Origin of the sequence: Delftia sp. GW456-R20 (genome assembly GCF_001622915.1) — a bacterium.
Lineage (GTDB): Bacteria > Pseudomonadota > Gammaproteobacteria > Burkholderiales > Burkholderiaceae_C > Comamonas > Comamonas acidovorans.
The window spans coordinates 2,295,782-2,321,985 of the sequence record NZ_LWCN01000004.1; the positions used below are offsets into that span (position 1 = coordinate 2,295,782).

General features: G+C 67.1%; 28 protein-coding genes. 16 read left to right on the plus strand and 12 right to left on the minus strand.

Annotated features, from left to right (window positions below; all coding sequences use genetic code 11):
* The first annotated feature begins 86 nt into the window (after positions 1-86).
* From A4F85_RS15555 to A4F85_RS29755, 5 genes are all read left to right on the plus strand, one after another.
* Positions 87-1,307, plus strand: coding sequence for an ATP-binding cassette domain-containing protein (locus tag A4F85_RS15555; protein WP_063327996.1), 1,221 nt, complete (start codon positions 87-89; stop codon positions 1,305-1,307).
* A gap of 3 nt (positions 1,308-1,310) precedes the next feature.
* A complete protein-coding gene (locus A4F85_RS15560; protein ID WP_063327099.1) occupies positions 1,311-2,873 on the plus strand; it encodes a hypothetical protein in 1,563 nt (520 codons plus the stop codon).
* A gap of 87 nt (positions 2,874-2,960) precedes the next feature.
* Positions 2,961-3,842: a 3-methyl-2-oxobutanoate hydroxymethyltransferase gene (gene panB, locus A4F85_RS15565; protein WP_012203749.1), complete on the plus strand. Its 882-nt coding sequence runs from the start codon at positions 2,961-2,963 to the stop codon at positions 3,840-3,842.
* Between the two features lie 58 nt (positions 3,843-3,900).
* Positions 3,901-4,752, plus strand: a complete 852-nt coding sequence (gene panC / locus A4F85_RS15570) for a pantoate--beta-alanine ligase (RefSeq protein WP_012203748.1) — start codon at positions 3,901-3,903, stop codon at positions 4,750-4,752.
* A 45-nt stretch (positions 4,753-4,797) separates the two neighbouring features.
* Positions 4,798-5,013: a DUF3079 domain-containing protein gene (locus tag A4F85_RS29755; protein ID WP_082848219.1), complete on the plus strand. Its 216-nt coding sequence runs from the start codon at positions 4,798-4,800 to the stop codon at positions 5,011-5,013.
* Here the strand turns inward: A4F85_RS29755 and A4F85_RS15575 are convergent.
* Both A4F85_RS15575 and A4F85_RS15580 read right to left on the minus strand, forming a co-directional pair.
* A complete protein-coding gene (locus A4F85_RS15575; RefSeq protein ID WP_063327100.1) occupies positions 4,998-6,191 on the minus strand; it encodes a M20 aminoacylase family protein in 1,194 nt (397 codons plus the stop codon). The genes A4F85_RS29755 and A4F85_RS15575 overlap by 16 nt on opposite strands.
* Positions 6,192-6,199: 8 nt before the next feature.
* Positions 6,200-7,171 (minus strand): Bug family tripartite tricarboxylate transporter substrate binding protein, encoded by a 972-nt coding sequence (locus A4F85_RS15580; RefSeq protein ID WP_231890562.1) that lies wholly within the window; start codon positions 7,169-7,171, stop codon positions 6,200-6,202.
* 128 nt (positions 7,172-7,299) lie between these two features.
* On the opposite strand from A4F85_RS15580, the gene A4F85_RS15585 reads away from it, so the two are divergent.
* A complete protein-coding gene (locus tag A4F85_RS15585) occupies positions 7,300-8,256 on the plus strand; it encodes a LysR family transcriptional regulator (RefSeq protein ID WP_082848279.1) in 957 nt (318 codons plus the stop codon).
* Positions 8,257-8,268: 12 nt separating this feature from the next.
* On the opposite strand, the gene A4F85_RS15590 is transcribed toward A4F85_RS15585, so the two are convergent.
* The gene (locus tag A4F85_RS15590; protein ID WP_063327101.1) at positions 8,269-9,198 is read right to left on the minus strand and encodes a LysR family transcriptional regulator; all 930 of its coding nucleotides are present in this window, start codon (positions 9,196-9,198) and stop codon (positions 8,269-8,271) included.
* A 102-nt stretch (positions 9,199-9,300) separates the two neighbouring features.
* On the opposite strand from A4F85_RS15590, the gene lysA reads away from it, so the two are divergent.
* Positions 9,301-10,554 (plus strand): diaminopimelate decarboxylase, encoded by a 1,254-nt coding sequence (lysA, locus tag A4F85_RS15595; RefSeq protein ID WP_061288232.1) that lies wholly within the window; start codon positions 9,301-9,303, stop codon positions 10,552-10,554.
* A 178-nt stretch (positions 10,555-10,732) separates the two neighbouring features.
* Here the strand turns inward: lysA and A4F85_RS15600 are convergent, their stop codons facing one another.
* The 4 genes from A4F85_RS15600 to A4F85_RS15615 all read right to left on the minus strand — a co-directional run bounded on the left by A4F85_RS15600 (position 10,733) and on the right by A4F85_RS15615 (position 13,202).
* On the minus strand, positions 10,733-11,743 hold the full coding sequence (locus tag A4F85_RS15600; RefSeq protein WP_013803923.1) for an NAD(P)H-dependent glycerol-3-phosphate dehydrogenase: 1,011 nt from the start codon (positions 11,741-11,743) through the stop codon (positions 10,733-10,735).
* A 120-nt stretch (positions 11,744-11,863) separates the two neighbouring features.
* Positions 11,864-12,319, minus strand: coding sequence for a protein-export chaperone SecB (gene secB, locus A4F85_RS15605; RefSeq protein WP_013803924.1), 456 nt, complete (start codon positions 12,317-12,319; stop codon positions 11,864-11,866).
* 129 nt (positions 12,320-12,448) lie between these two features.
* Positions 12,449-12,706, minus strand: a complete 258-nt coding sequence (gene grxC / locus A4F85_RS15610) for a glutaredoxin 3 (protein WP_034390758.1) — start codon at positions 12,704-12,706, stop codon at positions 12,449-12,451.
* An 88-nt stretch (positions 12,707-12,794) separates the two neighbouring features.
* Positions 12,795-13,202, minus strand: coding sequence for a rhodanese-like domain-containing protein (locus A4F85_RS15615; RefSeq protein ID WP_013803926.1), 408 nt, complete (start codon positions 13,200-13,202; stop codon positions 12,795-12,797).
* Positions 13,203-13,300: 98 nt separating this feature from the next.
* Here A4F85_RS15615 and gpmA point away from each other — a divergent pair, with 98 nt between their 5' ends.
* The 4 genes from gpmA to A4F85_RS15635 all read left to right on the plus strand — a co-directional run bounded on the left by gpmA (position 13,301) and on the right by A4F85_RS15635 (position 16,949).
* Positions 13,301-14,044: a 2,3-diphosphoglycerate-dependent phosphoglycerate mutase gene (gene gpmA / locus A4F85_RS15620; protein WP_034390756.1), complete on the plus strand. Its 744-nt coding sequence runs from the start codon at positions 13,301-13,303 to the stop codon at positions 14,042-14,044.
* A gap of 121 nt (positions 14,045-14,165) precedes the next feature.
* Positions 14,166-15,602 (plus strand): S41 family peptidase, encoded by a 1,437-nt coding sequence (locus A4F85_RS15625; RefSeq protein WP_013803927.1) that lies wholly within the window; start codon positions 14,166-14,168, stop codon positions 15,600-15,602.
* A 76-nt stretch (positions 15,603-15,678) separates the two neighbouring features.
* On the plus strand, positions 15,679-16,431 hold the full coding sequence (locus tag A4F85_RS15630; protein WP_063327102.1) for a HesA/MoeB/ThiF family protein: 753 nt from the start codon (positions 15,679-15,681) through the stop codon (positions 16,429-16,431).
* A 119-nt stretch (positions 16,432-16,550) separates the two neighbouring features.
* Entirely contained in the window at positions 16,551-16,949 is a 399-nt protein-coding gene (locus tag A4F85_RS15635) for a response regulator (RefSeq protein WP_013803928.1), read from the plus strand.
* 88 nt (positions 16,950-17,037) lie between these two features.
* On the opposite strand, the gene A4F85_RS15640 is transcribed toward A4F85_RS15635, so the two are convergent.
* Complete coding sequence (locus A4F85_RS15640; protein WP_012203736.1) at positions 17,038-17,670, minus strand: response regulator; 633 nt, start codon at positions 17,668-17,670, stop codon at positions 17,038-17,040.
* Between the two features lie 143 nt (positions 17,671-17,813).
* Between A4F85_RS15640 and A4F85_RS15645 the strand changes: the two genes are divergently transcribed.
* The 5 genes from A4F85_RS15645 (at position 17,814) to A4F85_RS15660 (ending at position 21,904) form a co-directional block, all read left to right on the plus strand.
* On the plus strand, positions 17,814-19,193 hold the full coding sequence (locus A4F85_RS15645) for a sensor histidine kinase (RefSeq protein WP_013803929.1): 1,380 nt from the start codon (positions 17,814-17,816) through the stop codon (positions 19,191-19,193).
* Between the two features lie 360 nt (positions 19,194-19,553).
* Complete coding sequence (locus tag A4F85_RS29760) at positions 19,554-19,715, plus strand: DUF1328 domain-containing protein (protein WP_013803930.1); 162 nt, start codon at positions 19,554-19,556, stop codon at positions 19,713-19,715.
* Positions 19,716-19,827: 112 nt separating this feature from the next.
* A complete protein-coding gene (locus A4F85_RS15650; protein WP_013803931.1) occupies positions 19,828-20,217 on the plus strand; it encodes a hypothetical protein in 390 nt (129 codons plus the stop codon).
* 72 nt (positions 20,218-20,289) lie between these two features.
* Positions 20,290-20,610 carry a BON domain-containing protein gene (locus A4F85_RS15655; protein WP_013803932.1) on the plus strand — a complete coding sequence of 107 codons (321 nt, stop codon included), beginning with the start codon at positions 20,290-20,292 and terminating at the stop codon, positions 20,608-20,610.
* A 172-nt stretch (positions 20,611-20,782) separates the two neighbouring features.
* Positions 20,783-21,904 (plus strand): zinc-binding metallopeptidase family protein, encoded by a 1,122-nt coding sequence (locus A4F85_RS15660; RefSeq protein WP_043824679.1) that lies wholly within the window; start codon positions 20,783-20,785, stop codon positions 21,902-21,904.
* Between the two features lie 91 nt (positions 21,905-21,995).
* Here A4F85_RS15660 and coaD read toward each other — a convergent pair whose 3' ends face one another.
* The 4 genes from coaD to A4F85_RS15680 form a co-directional block, all read right to left on the minus strand.
* The gene (gene coaD / locus A4F85_RS15665) at positions 21,996-22,496 is read right to left on the minus strand and encodes a pantetheine-phosphate adenylyltransferase (RefSeq protein WP_013803934.1); all 501 of its coding nucleotides are present in this window, start codon (positions 22,494-22,496) and stop codon (positions 21,996-21,998) included.
* Positions 22,497-22,627: 131 nt separating this feature from the next.
* Positions 22,628-23,338 carry a 16S rRNA (guanine(966)-N(2))-methyltransferase RsmD gene (gene rsmD, locus A4F85_RS15670; protein WP_012203729.1) on the minus strand — a complete coding sequence of 237 codons (711 nt, stop codon included), beginning with the start codon at positions 23,336-23,338 and terminating at the stop codon, positions 22,628-22,630.
* Complete coding sequence (locus A4F85_RS15675) at positions 23,335-24,696, minus strand: M16 family metallopeptidase (protein ID WP_013803935.1); 1,362 nt, start codon at positions 24,694-24,696, stop codon at positions 23,335-23,337. The genes rsmD and A4F85_RS15675 overlap by 4 nt, the downstream gene beginning before the upstream one ends.
* Positions 24,697-24,722: 26 nt before the next feature.
* Positions 24,723-26,201: a M16 family metallopeptidase gene (locus A4F85_RS15680; RefSeq protein ID WP_013803936.1), complete on the minus strand. Its 1,479-nt coding sequence runs from the start codon at positions 26,199-26,201 to the stop codon at positions 24,723-24,725.
* Positions 26,202-26,204 lie beyond the last annotated feature (3 nt).

The window sequence follows — 26,204 nt, forward strand, 5'->3', positions numbered from 1 at the left end:
CGCATAGACTCGTCGCGCGCCGGGAATCGCACTGTCCGGCTCCCCGGATGGCCGCACCGCGCAGCACAGAAAAAAGGGAGGGCTTCATGGAATCGAGCATCGAATCGGCACGACCACCCGCGCGCCCGCAGGCCACCGTGGCGGCCTGGGCGCAATCCGTGGAACAGGCGATCGCCAGCCAGCAATGGCATGGCGCGTGGCGTGCACTCATAGACGCCGCCCTGCCGGCCGAAACCGCCGTGCAGCAGAGCCTGCTGACTGCGCTGGACGCCTGGGATGGCCTCGCGGCCGATTCCGGCGCAGAGCCACGCCGCGCGCTGGTGCAGCAGGCCTTCGATGCCCTGCATGCCGCCCATGCCCCGGGCCAGGCGCTGCAGGCCGACTCCGCACCTCCCCGCGCGCACCGCGCGTACCGTGTACAGGGTCGGCAACTGGTCAAGCGCTACCGGCGCGGCGGCTTTGCGCTGGGGCCGGTGGATGTGGCCGTGGAGCCCGGCACCATCCTGGGACTGGTGGGCGAGAACGGCAACGGCAAGACCACCTTGCTGCGCCTGCTGGCCGCCGATCTGGCGCCCGACGCAGGGCAGCTGGACTGGGGCGTTCCCGCCGCCGATGCCTACCTGCTGCGCGTCCAGCTCGCCTATATCCCCCAGCGCCCGGCCGTCTGGGGCGGGCGCCTGATGGACCATCTGCAATTCGCCGCGCGCAGCCATGGCGCCGTGGGCCAACGCAACATCTGCCTGGTACAGCTGGTCATCGCGCAGCTGGGGCTGCGCGCCTTCCGGGGCCACCAGTGGAAACAGCTGTCCTCGGGCTACAAGATGCGCTTCGAGCTGGCGCGCGCCCTGCTGTGCCGGCCGCGCGTGCTGCTGCTGGACGAGCCCCTGGCCAATCTGGACATCAACGCCCAGCAGACCCTGCTGACCGATCTGCAGTCGCTGGCGCGCTCGCCCTGGCAACCCATGGCCCTGGTGCTGAGTTCACAGCAGCTGTACGAGGTGGAAAAGGTGGCCGACCAGGTGCTGTTCCTGGAGCAAGGCCAGCCGCGCAGCGTCCAGCAGAGCTTTGCCGCCATGCAAGGCTGCGCCATCGAGTTCGAGACCGGCTGGGCCATGGCGCAACTGAAGCCCTGGCTGGACCGGCTGCCATCCCATACGCACCAGCTCAGCGGCCAGACCCACATCGTGAGCTTTCACGTGCCGTTCACGGCAGCGCAGTTCCTGGCGCAGGCCGTGCAGGCAGAGATGCCCGTGCGCTATTTCCGCGACATCACCGCATCCACCCGCCGCCTGTTCGTGAGGGACTGAGCCATGCCACGTTTTTCCGATATGACGAACCGCTGGGACCAATGGGTGCTGATGCGCTGCCCCCTGCTGTGGCAGCTGCGCCTGCACTGGTATCTGCCGCTGGCGCTGCTGTGGTGCGTGCTGGTGCTGGGCATCTGGATGCAATGGATGGCCGAACCCGCGCGCTGGATGGGCTCCCTGCCCGGCGTTGCGTCCACGGCCCGGCAAACGCCCGAGCAATTGGCACTGGACATCGGCTTCGTCGTGGCCTGGATCGTGGCGATCGGCCTGGCGCTGTGGTGGTTGCTGCGCGTGCGCATCCACAACCGCTGGCGCGAACACGCCCCCGTGGGCCGCTGGGGCCTGTGGTGGGAGTACCTGTGGGGAGCCTTGTTCCTATCGCTATTGTTCGCGCCTGCGATCGCCTTTTCGCCCATCTATGAAATGCGGATGCAGCGCCAATGGTCGGACACGGATGTCAGTGCACAGATCCAGACTGTCGAGCAAGTCGCCGCCCTGGAGGCGCTTGCCGCGCCACGCCAGGCGGCCATGCTCGTGGAATGGATACGTGTGCTGCGCGAGGAAGAGGTCGATCCGGCGAAGTACCCGAGCATCCAGGCCCTGGTCTGGTTGATGCGCGGAGACCAGGCCGCGATTGCCGCGACGCTGGAGCGCTACGGCCAGCCATTGCAGGCCAGAGGCTATGTGCGCCAGTCTGCCAGCTCCGCCCGGGAGGAGGCGGAGCACCTGCTGGCCAGCTACCGCAGCGCGCTGCAATCCCCCCTGGCCGAGGAATGGCGCGCCTACCTGGCCGCGAACCCGCAACCAGGGAATGGCGAGAGGGTATCCAGAGCGCAGAACTCCAACTGCAAACCAGCCCTGGGTCGCAGCAGGCCTTTGGATCTGGAGCCGGATCCGCGCAAATGCTTCGGTACCTATCTGGCCCAGAGCAACCGTGAGTGGCTCATGCTGCTGGAGATGTTCGGCAGCCGGTGGAGCCCGATGCAGCATGTGCAATGGAAGCACGCGCGCTACGGCCTCGCCCTGCCGGCCTACCAGGAAAGCCATCTGCGGCGCGCTGACAGGTCCCGCGACGACGAATGGCCAAGGATGTCCCAGTTGCTGGCGGCCGCCAGCGCTGGCTTTTTCCTCGCCTTGGCCCTGGTGCTGGTGCGCCTGATGCCTGCCATGCAACTGGTGGCCTGGGGCGCATGCCTGGTCCTGACCATGCTTGGCAGCGTGCTGGCCGGGATGCTGGGAATCACCAACCTCTATGTGCTGGGGCTGTTTCCAGCCGCGCTGATATCGGTCGCCTGGCTGCGCATCCGTGTGCTCAAGCGCCCCTGGGCCGGCGCGGTCCTGCTGGCCCTGGGCATGTCGCTGGCCCTGATATGGCTCGCCGCCGCCTGGTCCAAGTGGTCCGCACTGCTGTTGCCCCAACCCGCCGGCAGCGCAGGCCCCTGGACGGATACCCAGCACTGGCTGGACCTGCTGATGGGCACGCCTGCCGTGGCAGCCAGCACGGCCATGCTCGTGGCCCTGCTGTCTCCGCTGTGGCGCCGATGGCGTGGCCTGCCCGAAAGGTGACGGAAAAGCAAAGGACAGCTCAGGGACAGGTGCCCCCCGCGCGCATCGCATAGACTCGCGGCAATTCCATCCCCCTCCGAGCGCCCCATGACCCAAGCACCCGTCACCGCCGGCACGCCCTACGGCACCATCCCTCCCGCCTCGCCGCTGCCCCAGCGCCGCCCCGTGAGCCTTCCGCGCCTGGCGCAGATGCGCGAGGCCGGCGAGAAGATCACCATGGTCACCGCCTATGACGCCACCTTCGCGGCCGTGGCCGATGCGGCCGGCGTGGAGTGCATTTTGGTGGGCGATTCGCTGGGCATGGTCTGCCAGGGCCTGCACAGCACCGTGGGCGTGTCGCTGCAGGACATGTGCTACCACACGGCCAGCGTGGCGCGCGGTCTGCACCGCGTGCAGGGCACGGCCTGGCTGATCGCCGACATGCCCTATGGCAGCTACGCCGAAAGCCGCGAGCAGGCCATGCGCAGCGCCTGCGAGCTGATGCAGGCCGGCGCCCATATGGTCAAGCTCGAAGGCGGCGGCTGGACCGCGCCCACCGTGCAATTCCTGGTCGAGCGCGGCGTGCCCGTCTGCGCCCACCTGGGCCTGACGCCGCAGACCGTGCATGCGCTGGGCGGCTACCGCGTCCAGGGCAAGAGCGACGAGGGCGCGGCCACGCTGCGCCGCCATGCGCTGGAGCTGCAGGATGCAGGCGCCTCCATGCTGGTGCTGGAGATGGTGCCGGCACAGCTGTCGCGCGAACTCACGGCCGAGCTGCCGCACTGCCACACCATCGGCATCGGCGCAGGCAGCGGCACGGCCGGACAGGTCCTGGTGCTGCACGACATGCTGGGCGTGAACCTGGGCAAGATGGCCCGCTTCGTGCACAACTTCATGGCGGATGCGGGCAGCGTCAAGGGCGCCTTCGAGGCCTATGTGCATGCCGTGAAGAACGGCAGCTTCCCCGACGACAGCAAGCACGCCTGGTAGTCCGGCAGGCTGCACGATCCGTTTTTCCGCTTCCCGCTTCCCGTTCCCCCGTTTTCCCATGCAAATCGTCCACTCCATCGCCGACCTGCGCGCCATCCTGTCGAGCAAGGGCCGCCCCGCCTTCGTGCCCACCATGGGCAATCTGCACGACGGCCACCTGTCCCTGGTGCGCGCCGCGCGCCAGCACGGCGACATTGCCGTGGCCAGCATCTTCGTGAACCGCCTGCAGTTCCTGCCGCACGAGGATTTCGACAGCTATCCGCGCACCTGGGAGGCCGACTGCGCCAAGCTGGAGGCCGAAGGCTGCGACCTGCTGTTCGCCCCGCGCGAAGCCGATCTCTACCCCGAGCCGCAGACCTTCAAGATCCAGCCCGACGCGCAGTTGGCCGACATCCTCGAAGGCCATTTCCGCCCCGGCTTCTTCACGGGCGTGTGCACCGTGGTGATGAAGCTGTTCTCAGCCGTATTCTTCGCCAGCGGCGGCGGAACGGCCGTGTTCGGCAAAAAGGACTACCAGCAGTTGATGGTGATCCGCCGCATGGTCGAGCAGTTCGCCCTGCCCGTGAACATCGTGGCCGGAGACACGGCGCGCGCCGACGACGGCCTGGCGCTGAGTTCGCGCAACGGCTACCTGAGCGACGACGAGCGGCAGCAGGCCATGGCGCTGTCGCTGGCGCTCAAGCAACTGGCCGATGCCGCGCGTGCGGGCCAGGCGCCGCTGGCCGAACTGGAAGCCTGGGCCATGCAATCCCTGGCCGCCCAGGGCTGGGAGCCCGACTACCTGACCGTGCGCCTGCGCCGTGACCTGCAGCCCCCCGCCGAGGGCGCGCAACTGGCCGGTGCACCACTGGTGGCCCTGGGCGCCGCGCGCCTGGGCAAGACGCGCCTGATCGACAACCTGGAGTTCTGATCCAGCGCAAAACCCTGGCGGCCATGGCGGTCCAAGCTGGATGCCATGGCCAAGAAATTCCCCACCCACCCCGCCCATCCCGAGCGCACCTGCTGGGGATGTGACCGCTACTGCGCCCGCGACGAGCTGGCCTGCGGCAACGGATCGGACCGCACACAGCACCCGGTGGAGATCTTTGGCGACGACTGGATGCAGTGGGGTCCGGGCCCGTGCCTGGCCCCCGAGCCCGCCGCCGAACCCCGGCCTCAGTCCACCAGATAGCGCTCCACCAGCAGGCTCCAGTACGCGGCACCGGTCAGCAGGTTGTCGTCGTTGAAGTCGTAGCGCGGGTGGTGCACGGGGTGGCAGTGCTCGCTGAACAGGCCATTGCCCAGGCGCAGGTAGCAGCCCGGCCGGCGCTCCAGCATGAAGGCGAAATCCTCGCCCGGCGTGATCGGGCCGAAGTCCGGATCCACGCACTGCGGCCCCACCAGCTCGCGCGCAACCTCCACGGCGAAATCGACCTCGCGCCCGGTGTTCACCAGCACCGGATAGCCCTGCTGGTGCTCGATCTGCACGCTGGCGCCATAGCTTTGCGCCTGCCCCTGGGCAATGGCCTCGATGCGCTCGCGCAGCTGCACCCTCACGCCGGGATCGAAGCAGCGCACGCTCAGCTCGATGCGCGCCTCGTCGGGAATGACGCCGTAGAAGCCCCCCGATTGCAGCGAGCACACGGACAGCACCGCCGTCTGCATGGGATCGACATTGCGCGAGACGATGCTTTGCAGCGCCATCACGATGCTGGCCGAGACCACGGACGGGTCCACCGTGAGATGGGGGCGCGCCACATGCCCGCCCTTGCCGATGACGCGGATGGCGATCTTGTCCGTCGCCGGCTGAAAGGCACCCTTGCGCATCATGAAGTGCCCCAGCTCCGCGCCCGGATGGTTGTGCATGCCGAACACGGCATCGCAGGGAAAGCGCTCGAACAGGCCGTCGGCGATCATGCGCTCGGCCCCGCTGTCATGGCCGCGCTCCTCGGCCGGCTGGAAGTACAGGTGCAGCGTGCCCGAGAAATTGCGCGTCCTGGCCAGGTACCGGGCAGCGCCCAGCAGCATGGCGGTGTGGCCATCGTGGCCGCAGGCGTGCATCTTGCCCTCGATGCGGCTCGCATAGGGCAGGCCGGTCTTTTCCTGCATGGACAGGGCGTCCATGTCGGCGCGCAGGCCGATGCGGCGGCCGCCCGTGCCCGCGCTCAGCGTGCCGACCACGCCCGTGGTACCCACGCCGGTGGCCACCTCGAAGCCCCATTCGGCCAGCTTTTCGGCGACCAGCGCAGCCGTGCTGCGCTCCTCGAATGCGATCTCGGGATGGCTATGGATGCGGTGGCGGATGGCCCGGATCTCGGGCATGTCCCCGGCCAGCTCGGCCAGTTTCTGGTGTCTTGCGGTCTGGTTCATGCTTGGGCTCACTCGGGGCGCAGGTCCAGCTGCCTGACGGCATCGTTCCATTTGCGGTGCTCGGCCGCCAGGAAGGCCTGGAAATCGGCCGGCGTTCCCGGCATGACTTCGTTGCCGGTGGCCGCCAGCGTGGTCTGGATGTCCGGCTGTGCCAGCACTTTTTGCAGGGCAGCGTTGAGTTTGTGGATGACGGCCTCGGGCGTTCCCTGGGGCGCGACCAGTCCGTACCAGGAAGTGACGTCGAAGCCCGGGTAGCCGGATTCGGCGATCGTCGGGATCTGGGGCAGGTTCTTGAGCCGCGTGGCCCCCGAGACGGCCAGGCCGCGCATCTTGCCGGCCTGGATCATGGGGCCCGAGGACGAGGCGATGTCGAAGGCCACATCCACATCCCCGGCCAGGATGCCCGTGAGCATGGGGGCCGTGCCCTTGTACGGCACATGGGTCATGCGCATGCCTGCGCTGGCACTGAGCATCTCCATGGCGATCTGCGGGCTCACGCCGGCGCCCGTGGACCCGTAGTTGACTCCGCCGGGCCGGGACTTGGCCTGCGCCACGAGCTGGCGGACATCGCGCAGCGGCGAGTCCTGCCGAACGACCAGGATGTTGGGCACCTTGACCAGGCCGCCCACGGGCGCGAAGTCCCTGGCCAGATTGGCCTTCATCGAGGGGTACAGCAAGCCCGGGCTGTAGACCAGCGAGGTCCCGCCGAACAGCAGCGTATGGCCATCGGCAGGCGCCTTGGCGACGAACTGCGCCGCGATGTTGGTGCCGGCCCCCGGCTTGTTCACCACGATGACGGCCTGGCCCAGCTCGCGGCCCAGCCCGTCGCCGACCAGGCGGGCCGTGGTGTCGGCCGAGCCGCCCGGCGTGAAGCCGACGATGATCTGTATGGGCTGCATGGGAAAGCGCGGCTCCTGCGCGCCTGCGGCGGTAGCCAGCGCGCAGCCCAGGGCCGGCAGGATGAGGCGGGGGTGTATCACGATCATGTTTCCTCGTATGGCTCTTGAATGGCGTCTTTCCGGACCGGGCCGCCCTGTGCCTGACTGGCCGCGTGAAATTGAAATTCAGTGTAGGTTTCGGGTCTTGATTCAACAAATCGATATGAATGATGTCTCGCATCGATCATTTCAATCTGCGCTCCTTCGACCTGAACCTGCTGCTGGCTTTCGACGCGCTGATGCAGGAGCGCAGCGTGACGCGTGCCGCCGCCTGCCTGCGCATCAAGCAACCGGCCATGAGCCATGCGCTGTCCACGCTGCGCCTGCTGATGGACGATGAACTGTTCGTGCGCGTGGGCTACCACATGGAGCCCACGCTGATGGCCCGCGAACTGCACGCCCCGGTGCGCGAGCTGCTGGAGGCCTCGCAGAGGCTGCTGCTGTCGCGCCGCAGCTTCGATCCGGCCACCGATGAACACACCTTCCGCATCGGCATCTCCATCCAGTCCGAATCGCTGCTGGTCTCCGAGCTGTTTGCCGACCTGGCCGTGTCCGCACCGCGCGTGAAGCTGCTGCTCAGCCCCACCAGCCGCGAGCGGGCCTTCGACGCGCTGGATGCCGAGCAGATCGACCTGGCCATCGGCTACCTGCCCGGCGGCAGCGGCTGGCACCGCCGGCAGATGCTGTTCGACCTGGGTGTGGTTTGCTGCTACCACCCGGCCCTGCTGCCGTTTGCCGCGCCGCTGAGCCTGGCGCAGTACCAGGCCGGCCGCCACGCCATGATCTCGGCCAAGGACAGCCTGTACGGCTACCTGGAAGATGCGCTGGAGGCGGCAGGTGTGGCCATCAACCCGGTGCTCGCGGCATCCAACTTCCTCACGCTGTTCGCCACCGTGGCACGCGCACCGTTGCTGACCACGGTGCCGGCCATCGTGGCACGCCACTATGCGCCGCTGTTCGGCCTGGCCATCAGCCCGCTGCCGTTTGCCTTTCCGTCCTTCCCCGTGGAGCTGGTCTGGCATGCGCGCAGCCATGAGGACAGCGCCCACCGGTGGCTGCGCCAGCGCCTGGAGCGCAGCGCCCAGGCCATCGTTCCCGCCGACATGGTGCGCACCCCTTCGGCCTAGGCACTGCCGCCTTCAGCCGACCGCGGCCACCTCGGCGGCGAGCGCGTCCACCAGCCACTGCACCTCGGCCACGGCCGGCCGGTGCAGCGGCAGCAGCGCATGGACCTGGAAGGGAATGGAAAACGCCAGCGGCCGCACCACCAGCTGCGGCCCCGCGCAGGCACGCGCCGTCAGCGGATTGACGATGGCCACGCCCAGGCCATGCTGGACCATGGCGCAGACCGCCACGGCGCTGTGGGTCTCCAGGTGCAGCTGGCGCTGCACGCCGGCCTGCTCGAACACGGCATCGATCTGCTGGCGATAGGGATCGTCGCGCGCCAGGCTGACAAAGCTTTCCCCGGCAAAGTCAGCCACCTCCAGCACCGGCCTTGCGGCCAGCGCATGGCCTGCGGGCAGCACGGCCACCTCGTCCATGGCGGGCAGCGCAAGGGCGCGCGTGCCCGGAGGCGCCTCGGCCAGCTCGGCCAGGCCCAGGTCGTAGCGCTGGGCGGCCATCCACTCCTGCAGCAGCGGCGCCTCCTGCGTGGCCACGCTGACGGCCACTGGGCCATGCTCCGCATGCAGGCGCGCCAGCGCTGCGGGCAGCAGCGCATGGCTGAGGGCGGGCAGGCACAGCACGTTGATGCGCGCCTGGTGCGGCCGCGCCAGGGCCAGCGCATGCTCGACCACGCGGTCCAGCCCCTGCCAGCTGCGCTGCACCTCGGCCCACAGCGAGAGGGCGCGTGCCGTGGGCCGCAGCCGGCCCTGGGCGCGCTCGAACAGCGCATAGCCCAGCAGGCTCTCCATCCGCGCCAGTTCGCGGCTGACGGTGGGCTGGGAGCTGAACAGCATCTGCGCCGCCGCCGTGGCGCTGCCGCTGAGCATGAGCGCGCGAAACACCTCCAGGTGGCGGTGGGAGATGCGGGGTTCGGGAGACGTGTGCGGCGGCGCGGGGTCTTGCATGGCAGGAGCATATCCAAATCAAATAGACACCATAAGAACAAGCATTGGACTGAATGACTCCCATCCGCCATCATGCGCGGCAGTTCCCCTGAAAGAGACACCATGTCCAATCCCTTCTCGCCCGCCCAGCTCTGGGCCCTGGCCGACCAGCACGGCACGCCGCTGTGGGTCTATGACGCCGCCACCATTCGCGCACGCATCGCCCAGCTCAAGGCCTTCGACACCATCCGCTTTGCGCAGAAGGCCTGCTCCAACATCCACATCCTGCGGCTGATGCGCGAGCAGGGCGTGAAGGTGGACGCCGTCTCGCGCGGCGAAATCCTGCGCGCCCTGGCCGCCGGCTACGCAGCCGGCCATGGCGACGACCTGCACAGCGACATCGTGTTCACCGCCGACGTGATGGACGAGGCCACGCTGGCCTGCGTGGCCGAGCACAAGGTGCCCGTGAACGCCGGCTCCATCGACATGCTGCACCAGCTGGCCCAGGCCTCGCCCGGCCATCCCGTGTGGCTGCGCATCAACCCCGGCTTCGGCCACGGCCACAGCAACAAGACCAACACGGGCGGCGAGCACAGCAAGCACGGCATCTGGCACAGCGACCTGCTGGCGGCGCTGCAGGCCATCCGCGACGGCGGCCTGAAGCTGGCCGGCCTGCACATGCACATCGGCTCGGGCGTGGACTACGGCCACCTGCAGCAGGTCTGCGGCGCCATGGTCGAGCTGGTGCGCGCCACCCGCCAGGCAGGCCATGACCTGCAGGCCATCTCGGCCGGCGGCGGCCTGTCCATTCCCTACCGCGATGGCGACGCCACCATCGACACCGCCCACTACCACGGCCTGTGGGATGCGGCACGCAAGGACGCCGAGGCCATCGTGGGCCACGCGCTGGGCCTGGAGATCGAGCCGGGCCGCTTCCTGGTGGCCGAGTCGGGCGTGCTGCTGGGCCAGGTGCGCGCCACCAAGAATGCGGGCAGCAACCATTTCGTGCTGGTCGATACGGGCTTCAACGAGCTGATGCGCCCTTCCATGTACGGCAGCTGGCACGGCATGGAAGTGCTGCGCCGCGACGGCCAGGCCATGCCCCTGCGCGATGCCGTGGTCGCCGGCCCGCTGTGCGAATCGGGCGACGTGTTCACCCAGGGCGACGGCGGCGTGGTGCTGCCGCGCGCGCTGGCCGGCGCCTCGGTGGGCGACCTGCTGGTCATCCATGACACGGGGGCCTATGGCAGCTCCATGTCCAGCAACTACAACACGCGCCCGCTGGCCGCCGAGGTGCTGGTCGATGGCGACAGCGCGCGCCTGATCCGCCGCCGCCAGACGGTGGAGGAACTGCTGGGTCTGGAGCTGGGCCTGTAACTGGGCATGTAGCGCGCCAGGCGCCAGGATTTCTGACGCAAAAAAGCCCCGGGGCCTTCCAGCTCCGGGGCTTTTTCATCGCCGGGCCGCCCCAAGATGAAAAGCGGCCCCCTCGGGGGGCAGTGGACCTTGCGCAGCAAGGGAAGCGTGTGGGCCATTTTTCATGGACACCGAAGAATCACTCGCCGCGCGGATCGCGCGCCATCAGGTGCTGCACGGCCTCGGCCGCTTGCAGCCGGCCGTCCAGCAGCTCGACCACGGTTTCGGTGATGGGCATCTCCACATTCAGCAGCCGCGCGCGCGCCAGCACGGTGCGCGCGCTGTACACGCCCTCGGCCACATGGCCCAGCGAAGCCACGGCCTGCTCCAGCGTGCGTCCCTGGGCCAGCAGCAGGCCCACCTTGCGGTTGCGCGACAGGTCGCCCGTGGCCGTCAGCACCAGATCTCCCAGGCCGGACAGGCCCATGAAGGTCTCGGTGCGCGCGCCCAGGGCCAGGCCCAGTCGCGTCATCTCGGCCAGGCCGCGCGTGATCAGCGCAGCGCGGGCGTTCAGGCCCAGCTGCAGGCCGTCGCACAGGCCGGTGGCAATGGCCAGCACGTTCTTCACGGCGCCGCCCACCTCCACGCCCACGATGTCGGCATTGGCATAGACGCGCATGGCGCCGCCGTGGAAGGCGGCCACCAGGGCGTCATTGACCTGGGCATGGCGGCTGGCCGCCACCAGGGCCGTGGGCTGGTGGCGTGCCACCTCGGCCGCGAAGCTGGGGCCGCTGAGCACGCCGCACAGCAGATCGGGCGCCACCTCGGCGCAGACCTCGTGCGCCATCAGTCCATGGGCCGCGGCCGAAGCGCCTGCGGGCACGGCCTCGAAGCCCTTGCACAGCCAGGCCACGGGTGCGGGCACATGCTGCAGCCGGCCCAGCCATTCGCGCAGGGCAGCCATGGGCGTGCCGATCACGATCAGGTCGGCAGCCGCCAGATGGCCGTCGATCTCGCCATGCACCACCTGCAGCGCGGCAGGCAGTGCCACGCCCGGCAGGTAGCGTGCGTTCTCGCCGCTGCCGTGCATGGCCTGCGCCTGAGCGGCGTCGCGCGCCCAAAGGGTCACGACACGCCCGTCACCGCGCGAGGCCGCGCTCATCGCCAGCGCCGTGCCCCAGGCGCCTGCGCCAATCACCACAATGTTCATATCTGCTCGACGTTGAAGAAGCGACGTTGATGAAAAAAAGAGGCCCTCGGGCCTCTTTTCTTGTACCACAGCGATGAGACGCGCCTGGGCGCAAATCACATCGTCCGGGAATGGACCGGCTTACTGCGGCAGCGAGTTGCCGTCCGCCTGGGCGGCTGCCTGCTGCTGCTCGTACATGGCCTGGAAGTTGATCTCGGCCAGGTGCACGGGCGGGAAGCCGGCGCGGGTGACCACGTCAGCCACGTTGCCGCGCAGGTAGGGATAGATGATCTGAGGGCAGGCAATGCCGATCACGCCACCCATCTGGTCTTCGGGCACGTTGCGGATCTCGAAGATGCCGGCCTGCTTGGCCTCGACCAGGAAAACGGTCTTGTCCTGGATCTTGGTCTGCACGGTGGCGGTCACGGCCACTTCGTAGATGCCTTCGGCCACGGGAGTCGCCTCGACGCCAAGCTGGATGTCCACGCTGGGCTGCTCCTGCTCCAGCAGGATGGCGGGCGAATTGGGCTGCTCCAGCGACAGGTCCTTGAGGTAGACGCGCTGGATCTGGAAGACGGGAGTGTCCTGTTCGGCCATGGAATCAGTCTTTCTGGGCAAAAAACCCTGGTGCGGTGACCAGGGCATCAAAAAAATCACCAACAAAATGCCCGCTGCCAAGAGCTTGCGCAGCGGGCACCTGGGCCAGCATTATGCAGTGCCCGTGTTTCAGCTTTGCAGCAGAGGCACCAGACCGCCGTCGGCGTCCAGCGCCATCAGGTCGTCGCAGCCGCCCACATGGTGGTCGCCGATGAAGATCTGGGGCACCGTGCGGCGGCCCGTGCTCTGCATCATCACGTCGCGCGCGGCCGGATCGGTGTCGATGCGGATCTCTTCGATCTGCTCCACGCCCTTGGACTTGAGGATCTGCTTGGCCCGGATGCAATAGGGGCAGACAGCGGTGGTGTACATCTTCACGGCTTGCATGTGCGTCTTTCTTCGAGTTTGCGGCGTGCCGCCGGCTGGCGCCCAGGGCGCGGAGCAGCGGCTTCCATCGCCGTCAGATGGGGGCGTCTCAGGCCTTTTCAACCGGCATGCCGGCATCGCGCCAGGCCTTCAGGCCACCGGCCAGGGCCTGGGCCTTTTCGTAGCCCAGCTTCTTCGCAATGCCTTCGGCACGGGAGGCGCGGTTGCCCTTGGTGCAGATCAGCACCAGCGGCAGCGCCTTGTTCTTCACGGTGGTGGGCAGCTTTTCCTCGAACTGGCTCAGCGGCACATTCTTGGCGCCGTTGGCATGGGCGGCCGCGTACTCTTCGGGCTCGCAGACATCGATGACCACGGCCTTTTGGCGGTTGATCAGTTGCACGGCCTGCGCCGCCGTCAGCGAGCCGCCGCCTGCGCCGCGCACCAGGGGCAGCAGCAGCATCACGCCGGAAGCCAGCGCGATCAGGATCAAATACCAGTTATCGATGATGAATTTCACGTCATTCCTTGGGTTGGCAAACCTGTCAATTCTAGAATGCTGGCTTTTGCCCCCGCGACAGCCCAGCTTTGTCGCATCGAGAGACTTAGAAAGCCGCCATGTACAAGCTCGTGCTGATCCGCCACGGTGAATCCACCTGGAACCTCGAAAACCGCTTCACCGGCTGGACCGATGTGGACCTGACCGCCACCGGCGTCGAGCAGGCCAAGAACGCCGGCCGCCTGCTCAAGGCCGAAGGCTATGACTTCGACCTGGCCTACACCAGCGTGCTCAAGCGCGCCACGCGCACGCTGTGGCACACGCTGGACGAAATGGACCGCACCTGGCTGCCCGTGCAGCACAGCTGGCGCCTGAACGAGCGCCACTACGGCGGCCTGCAGGGCCTGAACAAGGCGGACATGGCCAAGCAATACGGCGACGCCCAGGTGCTGGTGTGGCGCCGCAGCTACGACACGCCCCCGCCGGCCCTGGAGCCGCAAGACCCGCGCAGCGAGCGCAGCGACGTGCGCTACGCACAGCTGGACCCCAGCCAGGTGCCGCTGACCGAATGCCTGAAGGACACGGTGGCCCGCGTGCTGCCGTTCTGGAACGAGTCCATCGCGCCCGCCATCCTGTCCGGCAAGCGCGTCGTGGTCGCGGCCCACGGCAACTCCATCCGCGCGCTGATCAAGTACCTGGACGGCATCTCGGATGACGCCATCGTCGGCGTCAACGTGCCCAATGGCATTCCGCTGGTCTATGAGCTGGATGCCGATCTCAAGCCCATTCGCCACTATTACCTGGGCGATGCAGAAGCTGCCGCCAAGGCTGCAGCCGCCGTGGCCGCACAGGGCAAGGCCTGAGCCGGGCCCGCTTGAGGTGAGCGCCTGCTGCGGAAATTGCGCTTGCTGCGCCGTTTTTAGGGAACCACGCGGGCGCTTGCCTTTCCAAGCGGGTGTATATTGACGCGGTTAAAGGGGTGATATGGGCCAGAAAATCAAAATTGCCGGCTGGGTTTCCGTAGGCGTAATCGCCGGAGCACTGACCACGGTTTCCTTGCAGACCGTGGCCCGCGGTGCCATGACCCCGCTGCCGCTGGAGGAGATCCAGCAGCTGTCCGCCGTCTTCGGCCTGATCAAGACCGACTATGTCGAGTCGGTCGATGACAAGAAGCTGATCACCGATGCCATCTCCGGCATGGTGTCCAGCCTCGATCCGCATTCGCAGTACTTCGACAAGAAGTCCTACAAGGAATTCCGCGAGGGCACCTCGGGCCGCTTCGTCGGCGTGGGCATCGAGATCACGCAGGAAGACGGCCTGATCAAGGTCGTCTCGCCCATCGAAGGCTCCCCCGCCTTCCGCGCCGGCCTCAAGACGGGCGACCTGATCACCAAGATCGACGACACGGCCGTCAAGGGCCTGTCGCTCAACGACGCCGTCAAGCGCATGCGCGGCGAGCCCAACACCAAGGTGCAGCTGACCATCCTGCGCAAGGATGAAAGCCGCAGCTTCCCCGTGACCATCACGCGCGAGGAAATCAAGACGCAGTCCGTCAAGGGCAAGGTGATCGAGCCCGGCTACGGCTGGATCCGTCTGAGCCAGTTCCAGGAACGCACGGTGGACGACTTCGTGCGCAAGGTCGAGGAACTGTACAAGCAGGACCCCAACATGAAGGGCCTGGTGCTGGACCTGCGCAACGACCCGGGCGGCCTGCTGGACGCTGCCGTCGCCATCTCGGCAGCCTTCCTGCCGCCGGATGTGACCGTGGTCTCCACCAACGGCCAACTGGCCGAGAGCAAGGAAACCTACAAGGCATCGCCCAGCTTCTATGCCCGCCGCGGCATGGGTGACCCACTGCAGCGCCTGCCCGCCTCGCTCAAGAAGCTGCCGCTGGTGGTCCTGGTCAACGAAGGCTCGGCCTCGGCCAGCGAGATCGTGGCCGGCGCACTGCAGGACCACAAGCGCGCCATCATCATGGGCAGCCAGACCTTCGGCAAGGGCTCCGTGCAGACCGTGCGCCCCCTGGGCCCCGATACGGGCCTGAAGCTGACCACGGCGCGCTACTACACGCCCAGCGGCAAGTCCATCCAGGCCAAGGGCATCGTGCCCGACGTGATGGTGGATGAGACGCCCGAAGGTGACCTGTTCGCCGCCCTGCGCATGCGCGAGGCCGACCTGGAAAAGCACCTGTCCAGCGGACAGGGTGCCGAGGTCAAGGACGAGGTGCGCGAGAAGGCCCGCGAGGAAGCCCGCAAGCGCCTGGAAGAGGAAGCCAAGAAGCCGCCGGCCGAGCGCCGCCTGCCCGAGTTCGGCACCGAAAAGGACTTCCAGCTGCAGCAGGCGCTCAACCGCCTCAAGGGCCAGCCCGTCATGGTCAGCAAGACCCTGACCGAGCGCGAGCCCGAGAAGAAGGAAAACTGACAGCGCGGCGCGGACCGGGTCCGCGCCTGCACCAAGCCGGGCCTTGCGCCCGGCTTTTTCACGTCTGGAGACGCGAATGAACGACGATCAACTGCTGCGCTACTCGCGCCACATCCTTCTCGACGAAATCGGCATCGAGGGCCAGGAGCGCATCCTGGCAGCGCATGTGCTCATCATCGGCGCAGGCGGCCTGGGCGCGCCCGCCGCGCTGTACCTGGGCTCGGCCGGCATAGGCCGCATCACCCTGGTGGACGACGATGCGGTGGACATGACCAACCTGCAGCGCCAGATCGCCCACACCACGGACCGCGTGGGCCAGCCCAAGGTGGAATCCATACGCACGGCCGTGCACGCCATCAACCCCGGCATCCGCATCGACTGCCGCCAGCAGCGCGCCGACGACGCCCTGCTCGACGAGCTCGTGCCCCAGGCCAGCCTGGTGCTGGACTGCACGGACAACTACCGCACGCGCCACATGATCAACGCGGCCTGCGTGCGGCACAAGGTGCCCCTGGTGGCGGGGGCGGCCATCCGGCTGGACGGCCAGCTCATGGTCATGGACCCGCGCGACGAGAACTGCGCCTGCTATGCCTGCGTGTTCCCGCCCGATGCGCAGTTCGAGGAAGTGCAGTGCTCGACCATGGGCGTCTTCGCGCCCGTGGTGGGCGTCATGGGCACGCTGCAGGCGGCGGAAGCCCTCAAGCTGATCGCGGGATTTGGCAGGCCTGCAACAAACCGCCTGACCATGTTCGACAGCCGCAGCCTGGATTGGAGTAGCATGCAAACCACTCGTGTACCGGAATGTCCCGTTTGCGGTAACAAGGCGTAGGAATCGGCTGACCCCGACGCCGATCCCTCACTGGCACAATCGCCCGCTGTCGCGCAGGACAATGGAGGCCGGGCTCCACCGGACTCCGATTGCCATCCGCGTCCCTATTGGATACAGCCGTGAAATTGCGCACCTATCTTGTTGAAGACAACCCTACGATCCGCGAGAACCTGATCGCCACGCTCGAAGAACTGGCCGATGTCGAGGCCGTGGGCATCGCGGAGACGGAGAGCGCGGGGACGGACTGGCTTCAGCAGAACCCCGACGCATGGGATCTCGCCATCGTCGACCTGTTCCTGCGCCAGGGCAGCGGCCTGGGTGTGCTTACTGCCTGCCGCGAGCGCCAGCCGCACCAGAAGATCGTGGTGCTCAGCAACTATGCCACCCCCGACATCCGCAGCCGCTGCGCCCAGCTCGGCGTGGATGCCGTCTTCGACAAGTCCAATGAAATCGACGCACTCATGGACTATTGCATGAATATCGATGCGGCGTCACTCAACCAACTCAAAACAGCCTGAACCCAAAGCACTGCATTTGATTTTTCACCAAAGAAAAAGGCTGCACGACTTGATAATCGTGCAGCCCGTATTTTCTATTGACTGAAAATCAATCGATCAGCCTGTTCTTCAGTGCGTAATACGTCAGATCGCTGTTGGACGACAATCCCATTTTCTCCATGAGTCGCGTGCGATAGGTGCTGACCGTCTTTACGCTCAGTGAAAGCGACTTTGCAATATCACCTGCGGTTTCGCCACGCGCGAGCTTGAGGAAGACCTGGAACTCACGCTCTGACAGCTGTTCATGCGCTGGCGCGTCATCCTTGCGGTTGAGCTGCTGGGCCAGCAGGTCGGCCACGGCCGGCGTCAGGTAGCGGCGGCCCAGGGCCACGGTGCGGATCGCTTCGGCAATCTCCTGGGGATCGCATTCCTTGTTCAGGTAGCCACTCGCGCCTTGGCGGATCAGGTTGATCGCGTAGTGCTCCTCGGGATAGCCGCTCAGGATCAGGATACCCATGTCCGGCGCCTTGGCGCGCAGCATGGCCAGCGCGTCGATACCGCTTTGGCCCGGCATGGACAGGTCCATCAACAGCACGTCGATCTCGTGGGCACGCACCAGATCGATGGCCTCGCGGCCATTGGCGGCCTCACCGACTACACGCAGGTCCACGTGTTCCGAGAGAAACTGACGCAGGCCCGAGCGCACAATTGCATGGTCGTCCACAATGCCAATTCTGATCATGAATACCTCTTTTTCGGGGGACCAGCGGGATCGCTGGTCGTGCAAACAATATATGGTAACGGCCGGCGCAGGAACTGCCCCGGCAGCCGATAACACGAATTATGCAGAATATCGGCGAAGATCTTGTAGGTGAGAGGATGCTTATGCGTTGGATAAATTTCCGAAGAATTGCGATCAGCCTGGCATTCGCCATCGTCGCGGCCGTGCTGCTGGTGAGCATTAACGAGGCCAGCTACAAGCGCTCCACCAAGGCGCTGGAGGCCATGACCCAGACCCAGAACACCCGCTCGGAGATCAGCCAGCTGCTGCGGCTGATGCTGGATGCGGAGACCGGCCTGCGCGGCTACCTGCTCACGGGCGAGGAGCGCTACCTGGAGCCCTACAGCAAGGCGATCACGGCCATCAACTACAACATGGACGAGCTGCGCCAGATCTTCATCTACGACCCGCAGGAGCTGGCGATCTTCACGCCGCTGGCGCGCCAGGTCGAACGCAAGATGAGCGAGATGGAACTCAGCCTGCGCCTGTACCGCCAGGGCAACGAGGAGGCCTGGCGCTTCGTCATGTTCACCGACGTGGGCATGGAGAACATGGACGCCATCCGCGACTACACGGGCAAGCTGCTGTCAGGCATAGACCAGCGCTCGGCCAAGAACCTGCAGGACATCGAGCACACACTGTCGCTGTCACGCATAGGCATCGCCACGGTCACGGCCCTGGGCGTGCTGGGCTTTTTCATGTACCTGCGCCAGGCCCACGCGCTGCAGCAGGCCCACCAGCGCGAGCAGGAGATCCAGCGCGACGAGCGCAACCGCCTCGAAGCCCTGGTGCGCGAGCGCACGGCCACGCTGACGGAGCTGGCCAACCACTTGCAGCAGGTGCGCGAGGACGAGCGCGGCCACCTGGCGCGCGAACTGCACGACGAGCTGGGCTCGCTGCTGACGGCGGCCAAGCTCGACGTGGCTCGCCTCAAATCCAAGATCGACCTCAGCGCGCCGGACGTGGGCGAACGCGTCAGCCATCTGGTGGAGACGCTCAACAGCGGCATCGCCCTCAAGCGCCGCATCATCGAGGACCTGCGCCCCTCCTCCCTGTCCAACCTGGGCCTGACGACGGCGCTGGAAATCCTGGCGCGCGAGTTCGGCGAGCGCAGCGGCATCGAAGTCACGGCCAACCTGGAGCAGGTGGAGCTGCCGGAATCCACCCAGCTCACGGTCTACCGCATCGTCCAGGAGTCGCTGACCAACATCGGCAAATATGCCAAGGCCAGCCATGTCCTGGTCTCCGTGCACAACTATCCGACCTATGTGACGGTGCAGATCCAGGACGACGGCGAAGGCTTCGAGACCTCGGCCATGCGCCCCAACTCCCACGGGCTGGCCGGCATGCGCCACCGCGTGGAGGCCGCAGGCGGCCGCCTGACCGTCTCGTCCGAACTGGGCAAGGGCACGGCGATCTCCGCCGTCATCCCGCTGGCGCCGATCTCCACGGACAAAAGCGCCGGTACGGTCGCCACCGCCTGAAGCGGCAGCACCCGCCATGCAAAAGCCCCTGCGCGCCCACGCGCCAGGGGCTTTTTTCATCGCCGGGCCGCCCCCAGATGAAAAGCAGCCCCCTCGGGGGGCAGCGGACCTTGCGCAGCAAGGGTAGCGTGGGGGCCATTTTCCATGCGCGCCCCCGAATGGCTGCAGCCAGCGGCGGCTGCAAGCCCTGTGCAGCCGGAGCATTCCTACATCACCCCCCCGCCTAACCCTGACGCCATGCCACGCCGGCCACCGTCAGATGCACCTTTGGCGGCTCAGTACAGTCGAACCCATGCAAACAGCACTTGGCCCATCCGCCCCGTGCCGTTTCTTGGAAACGAACAACCCAAGGAGTTTTACATGCTGCACTACGCCATCGTGTTCTTCGTCATCGCCCTGGTAGCCGCCATATTCGGTTTTGGTGGTATTGCGGCAGGTGCTGTAGGCATCGCCAAGATCCTGTTCTATATTTTCGTGATCATGGCTGTCGTCACCTTTGTGATGAGCCTGATCAAGAAGTAGCGGCGGCGCCGCCTTCAGCCCCCCTGCCAGCCCAAGCCCGCTTGCCGCGGGCAGCCAGCCCGGCAGCCCGACCGCCTTTCGCATTCATGCCAGTTTTGAGGAGATAGAACCAATGAGCCAAGCCGAGAAAGCCGTGAACAAAGCCGCCGATACCGCCAAGGACGTTGCCCAGGATGTCGCGGATGCCGCCAAGGAAGCCGTCAACACGACACGCCGCACTGCAGCGAATGCGCTGGACAAGGCCGAGGAAGGTGTCCAGTCCATCGAGCGTGAACTGAACCCCGTCATCGATGACCTCGCAGCACGTGCCCAGGAACTGGCCACACGCGGCATCAACTTCTGTGCCGACAGCTCCGACCGCGCCCGCCGCCAGCTGCAATCGGCCACGGAAGCCACCACGCGCTACGTCATCGAACAGCCTGGCCGCTCCATCCTGCTGGCTGCAGCCACGGGCGCTGCCCTGGCCACCGCGTTCTTCATGAGTTCCCGCTCGCGCAAGTGAGCTGCCGCCGAGTCCCCTGAGTTCCCTCGAGTCCCGTTACTCTCAATCTTCTTGTCCAGGAAAGAACTGATCATGCAAAAGTACACCCGTGCCATCGCTTTCGCTCTCGTCGCCGGTGCCACCGTGCTCGGTACCACCGCCTGCTCCGTGGCCCGCGACCAGCAGTCCGTGGGTTCGTATGTGGATGACGCCGGCATCACCACTGCGGTGAAGGCCAAGATGGCAGAGGACAAGAGTGTCTCGGCCACTTCCATCAGCGTCGAGACCCTGAACGGCACGGTGCAGCTGTCGGGCTTTGCCAAGTCCGAATCGGAAAAGGCCCGCGCCGCCGAGATCGCCCGCACCACCAAGAACGTGCGTGAAGTGCGCAACAGCATCGTGGTTCGTCCCTAATGCAGGCCCCTGCGGGGGCTGATCCAAGTACAAGGCCGGAGACTTCCGGCCTTTTTTCATCCAGGGCTCCAACTGCCGCACGGTCCGCCGCGAGGATTGCCGACCATTGCAGCCGAGGGCAGGTACGACCCCTTTCCACCGTGCGCCGGACATCCGGCGTAAAGTGACCGACATGCGAGTCTTCAACTGCGATGCCTGTGGCCACCCGGTCTTCTTCGACAGCGTTCAATGCGTGCACTGCGGCGCCACCCTGGCCTTCCTGCCCGAGCGACTGCATGTGGCCTGCCTGCGCCCGGTTTCCGGCACGCGGGACAGCGTGCTGTGGGAGAGCCTGTCCTCGCTGACGAGCGGCAAGCCGCCAGGCCGGCTCTACAAGATGTGCAGCCACCGGGGTCCCGTGGGACAGTGCAACTTCGCCCTGCCCGCAGACGATCCCCATGCGCTGTGCGAGTCCTGCCGCCAGACACGCTGGCTGCCCGATCTGTCAGACCCGTCCAATGCGCTGCGCTGGACCCGGATCGAGGCCGCCAAGCGCCAGCTGTTCTACACGCTGGCCCGCCTGGGCCTGGGTCCCCGGCCTGGAGAGGATGGGCCGCGCTTCGAGCTGCTGGCCGACCTGCCGGGGCAGGCGCCCGTGATGACCGGCCATGCCAACGGCACCATCACGCTGAACGTGGTGGAGGCCGACGATGCCGAGCGTGCCCGGCGCCGCCAGGCCCTGCACGAGCCCTACCGGACGCTGGTGGGCCATCTGCGCCATGAATCCGGCCACTTCTTCTGGGACAGGCTGGTGGTGGGCGCAGGCCGTATCGAGGAATTCCGCCGCCTGTTCGGCGACGAGCGCCAGGACTATGGCCAGGCCCTGCAGAACTACTATGCGCGCGACCCGATGGATGAGCAGTGGCGCGACAACTTCGTCAGCGCCTATGCCACCTCCCACCCGTGGGAAGACTGGGCCGAAAGCTGGGCCCATTACCTGCACATGGTGGATCTGCTGGAGACTGCGGCCAGCTATGGCACCTGCATCACCATGCCTGGAGGCTCAGGGACAAGTACAGGTTCGGTCACGCAGCCCGCGCTGTGTGTGCAGGACCCTTTCGCGGTCCATGCACGGCCGGACTTCGGCACCATGCTGGACCAGTGGGTGCCGCTGACGCTGCTGACCAACAGCCTCAACCGCAGCCTGGGCCATGGCGATGCCTATCCGTTCGCCCTTTCGGCCGGGGCCAGGCGCAAGCTGGAATTCGTGCACGCCGCCGTGAATGCGAGCGCCACGCGGCAGGCTGCCTTCTAAGAAGGAACTTCGAGAGGGCCCTGGCCGCCCTTGCCGGGCCTCAGGACAGCCAGGCGGTCAGGGGATCAAGGCGCGCGATCAGCTCGTGCGATCACGACCCACGATTGGCCTGAACCTTCTGCAGAAGGCGGGTACGCACGCTGGGAGAGACGAACTTGTCGATCTCGCCATCCAGCGTGGCGATCTCGCGCACGAAGGTGCTGCTGATGAACTGGTAGCGGTCGCTGGGCGTGAGGAAGACGGTCTCCACCTCGGGCATCAGCGTGCGGTTCATGCCGGCGAGCTGGAACTCGTAGTCGAAGTCGGTGACCGCACGCAGGCCGCGCACCATGGCCTTGCCGCCGCGCTCGACCACGAAGTCGCGCAGCAGGCCATGAAAGCTCTCGACCTGGACATGGGGATAGATGGACACGGCCTCGCGCACCATCTGCATGCGCTCCTCAAGATTGAACATGGTCTTCTTGTGGTGGCCCGCCGCCACGGCGACGATGACGTGGCTGAACAGCTGGGTCGCGCGGCGCACCACGTCTTCATGACCCAGCGTGATCGGATCGAAAGTTCCGGGATAGACGGCAATCACGTCGTGGCTCATGGCGGTCGCTTTCATTGGCTGCGCGTGCCCTGTCGGGCACGGATGGCGCATTATGCATTGCGCTGCAGCATGGCCGGTCGGCTGTGCGACAGCCGCGCTCCTGCCAGGGAACGCGGCCGCCGCAGCGCCCTTTACTCGTCCTGCGGTGCCTTGCGCAGCAGATGGGCGTGGACGGCGCCCGCCTTCAGATGGCGGAACAGCTGCAGGCCACCGGCCTCGGCCAGTTGCTCCTCGGTCCAGGCCTGGGGCGCCTCCAGATAGACATAGCCCGTGGCGGACACCGCCTGCGCGGCGGCCTTCAGCGCAGGCTCGAACAGATCGGCATGGTCGAAGGGCGGATCGATCAGCACCAGGTCCAGCGTGCCCGGCGCCACCTGGCGCAGGCAGCCGATGCCATCGCCGCGCAGCACGCGCACGGACTGGGCGTCCAGGCGCTCGCGCAGGCGCTGCAACTGCTGGACCAGGGTAGCGTCCTGCTCGTTCATCAGCACGTTGGTCGCGCCGCGCGATGCGGCCTCGAAGCCCAGCGCGCCCGTGCCCGCGAAGGCATCCAGGCAGTGCCAGCCCGTCAGGTCCTGGCCCAGCCAGTTGAACAGGGTCTCGCGCACGCGATCCGGCGTGGGCCGCAGGCCCGGGTGCTGCGCCACGGGCAGCCGCGTGCGGCGCCATTGGCCGCCGATGATGCGGACCTCGCCTGCGCCCACCGGCGCCGGCCGTCCGGCTTTCGCCTTGGCGGCAGCAGGCGCTGCGGCAGCTGCCTTGGGTGCTGCGGCCTCGGCCGTAGCCTTTTCCAGCCAGCGCTTGCCAGCAGGGGTATGAATTTTGATGCTGTTGCGGCTCATTGTTTGCCTCCCACGACGACGGTCACCATGCGCTCGGGCTGCAGCATGCGCTGCATGGCCTCGCGCACATCACGCACGGTGAGCGCCTGCACGCGCTCGGTCCAGTGCTCCAGGTAGTCCAGCGGCAAGCCGTTCCAGGCGATGTTGGACACATTGCCCAGCAGCTTGCGGTTGCTGTCGATGCGCAGCGCAAAGCCGCCGATCAGGTTGTCCTTGGCGGCCTTGAGCTCCTTCTCGGTCGGGCCTTCGGCCACGAAGCGGCGCAGCGTGTCCTGCGACACCTTCAGGGCCTCGGCTGCCTGGTCGGGGCGCGTCTGCAGGGCGATCGTGAAGGCGCCTGCGTCCAGGCCCGGCGAGAAATCGCTGTAGACGCTGTAGCTCAGGCCGCGCTTTTCGCGCACTTCCTCGGTCAGCCGCGAGGTGAAGCCGCCGCCACCCAGGATGTGGTTGCCCACCAGCACGGCCATGAAGTCCGGGCTGTTGCGTGCAATGCCGGGCTGGGCGATCAGCACCTGCGCCTGGGCCGAGGCGAAGGGGATGTTCTCGTTGACCGGCGCCTTGAGCGCCTGCACCTTGGGCACGTCGGGCAGAGGCGCGCAGGCACTGGCGTCCTGGCCCTGCGCCGCCTGCAGCGGAGCCAGCAGTTGCTGCACCAGCTGGTCGGCCTGTTCACGGCTGACCGCACCGACGATGCTGACCTTGGCGCGGCAGGCCGCGATCAGGCGGCGGTGGAAGGACTGCATGTCGGACAGGTCGATGTGCGCGAGGCTCTCGCCCGTGGCGCGTGCGCCGTAGGGATGGGTGCCGAACACGCCCTGGCTCAGGGCCTTGCCGGCCACCGTGCCGGGGCGCGTGTCCGATTCCTTGATGGCCGCGGTCCAGCGCTCGCGCTCGCGCAGCCACACGTCCTGCGGCCAGCTGGGGTTGGCGATCTGGCGCGCCGCCAGCGCTACGGCGCGCTGCAGCAGCGCAGGCTCGGTCAGGGAGCGCAGCCCGTAGCTGAAGCTGTCGCGGCCCGCCTGGGCGCCAAAGCTGGCGCCCAGATCGGCCCAGGCCTGGCCCAGGCCGTTCTCGTCCAGCGCAGGCGCATCGCCCTGGGCGGTCACGCCCTTGGAGGCCATCAACGCCACGGCGCTGGCCAGGCCGACCTGGCTGGCGGGATCGCGCCGGCTGCCGGCATCGAAGTCCATCTGCACATCGACCATGGGAATGCCCGGGCTGTCCACCAGCCAGACCTGCGCCCCGCTGGGCTGGGTCCAGTGCTGGATGGGCAGCAGGGCCCATGCGGACGTGGCACCAAAGCCCAGGCCCACGCCTGCCAGCACCGTGCTGGCCACCATTTTTTTCATGTTCTTCATCTTCACTCCAGCGTGCTTCGGGGGCATCAATGCAGGGGTCCGCCGATGCCGGCACCCGCATCGGGGCGACGGGGCTTGCCGCCTTCGGGCAGGGGTTGCGGCACCAGGGTGCCCACCGTGAGCTGGTCATCGCCAAAGTACTTGGCAGCCACACGCTTGACGTCATCGGGCGTGATGGTGCGCAGCTGGGTCAGCAGCTGGTCTTCCGCATCCAGCGGCATGCCCTGTATCCAGTAATTGCCCAGGCTCTGGGCCTGGCCCATGACCGAATCGCGCTCGTAGACATTGGAGGCCATCCACTGCGTCTTCACGCGCTCCAGCTCGGCGGGCTCCACACCATCCTTGGCGACCTTGGCCACTTCGGCGCGCAACGCCGCCTCGACCTCGGCGGCAGTCTTGCCCGTGGCGGGCACGCCCGTCAGCATGAACAGGCCGGGGCCACGGCCCATCAGGGACATGGAGCTGCCCGCGCCGTCGGCCACCCGGCCTTCGCCCTGCACCAGGGCGCGCTCCAGGCGGGCGCCGTCATAGCCGTCCAGCACGGCCGACAGAACCAGCAGCGCCAGCGCATCCCGGTCGTCGGCCTGCAGGTCGCTGACGCGCGTCAGCGAGGGCGCGCGGAAGGCCAGGGCCACCAGGGCCTGCTCGGCCGGCTGCTTGACCTCGATGCGGCGGATGCCGATCTGCGCGGGCTCGGTGCGCGGCTTGCGCACCGGCAGGGCGCGTGCGGGAATGCTGCCGTAGTACTTCTCGGCCCAGGCGCGGACCTTGGCCACGTCCACATCGCCGGCAATGACGATGGTGGCATTGCCGGGCACATACCAGCGGCCGTGGAAGTCGCGCACGTCGCCGGGCGTCAGCGCGTCCAGGTCGCTCATCCAGCCGATCACGGGGCGGTGGTAGGGCGAGGCCACGAAGGTCGCCGCCATCAACTGCTCCATGAGCACGGCGCGCGGCTGGTCCTCGGTGCGCATGCGGCGCTCTTCCTTGATGACCTCGATCTCTTTCTTGAACTCGCTGTCGGGCCAGTGGTTGTTGGCGAAGCGGTCGGATTCGAGCTTCATCACGTCTTCCAGGCGGCTGGACGGAATCTGCTGGTAGTAGCCGGTGTAGTCGCGGCTGGTGAAGGCGTTCTCCTGCCCGCCCAGCGCGGCCACGCGGCGCGAGAACTCGCCGGGAGCCACCTTGCGCGAGCCCTTGAACATCATGTGTTCGAGCGCGTGTGCCACGCCCGAGGTGCCATCGACCTCGTCCACGGAGCCCACGCGCACCCAGACCATGTGCACGGCCGTGGGCGCGCGCCGGTCGGGCTGCACGATGAGCTGCATGCCGTTCTTCAAGGTGAATTGCTGTGCCGAAGTGGCGGTGCGCGTGCCGCCGGCGGCCTGGCTGGCCACCGTCTGCAGCAGCGATGAAGGGATGGAAGAGGATGCATCCGGGGCTGCCAAAGCAGCCCCGGTGCCCATGCAGGCCATTAAGCCCAGGAGGGTGAGTGCATGTTTCATAGA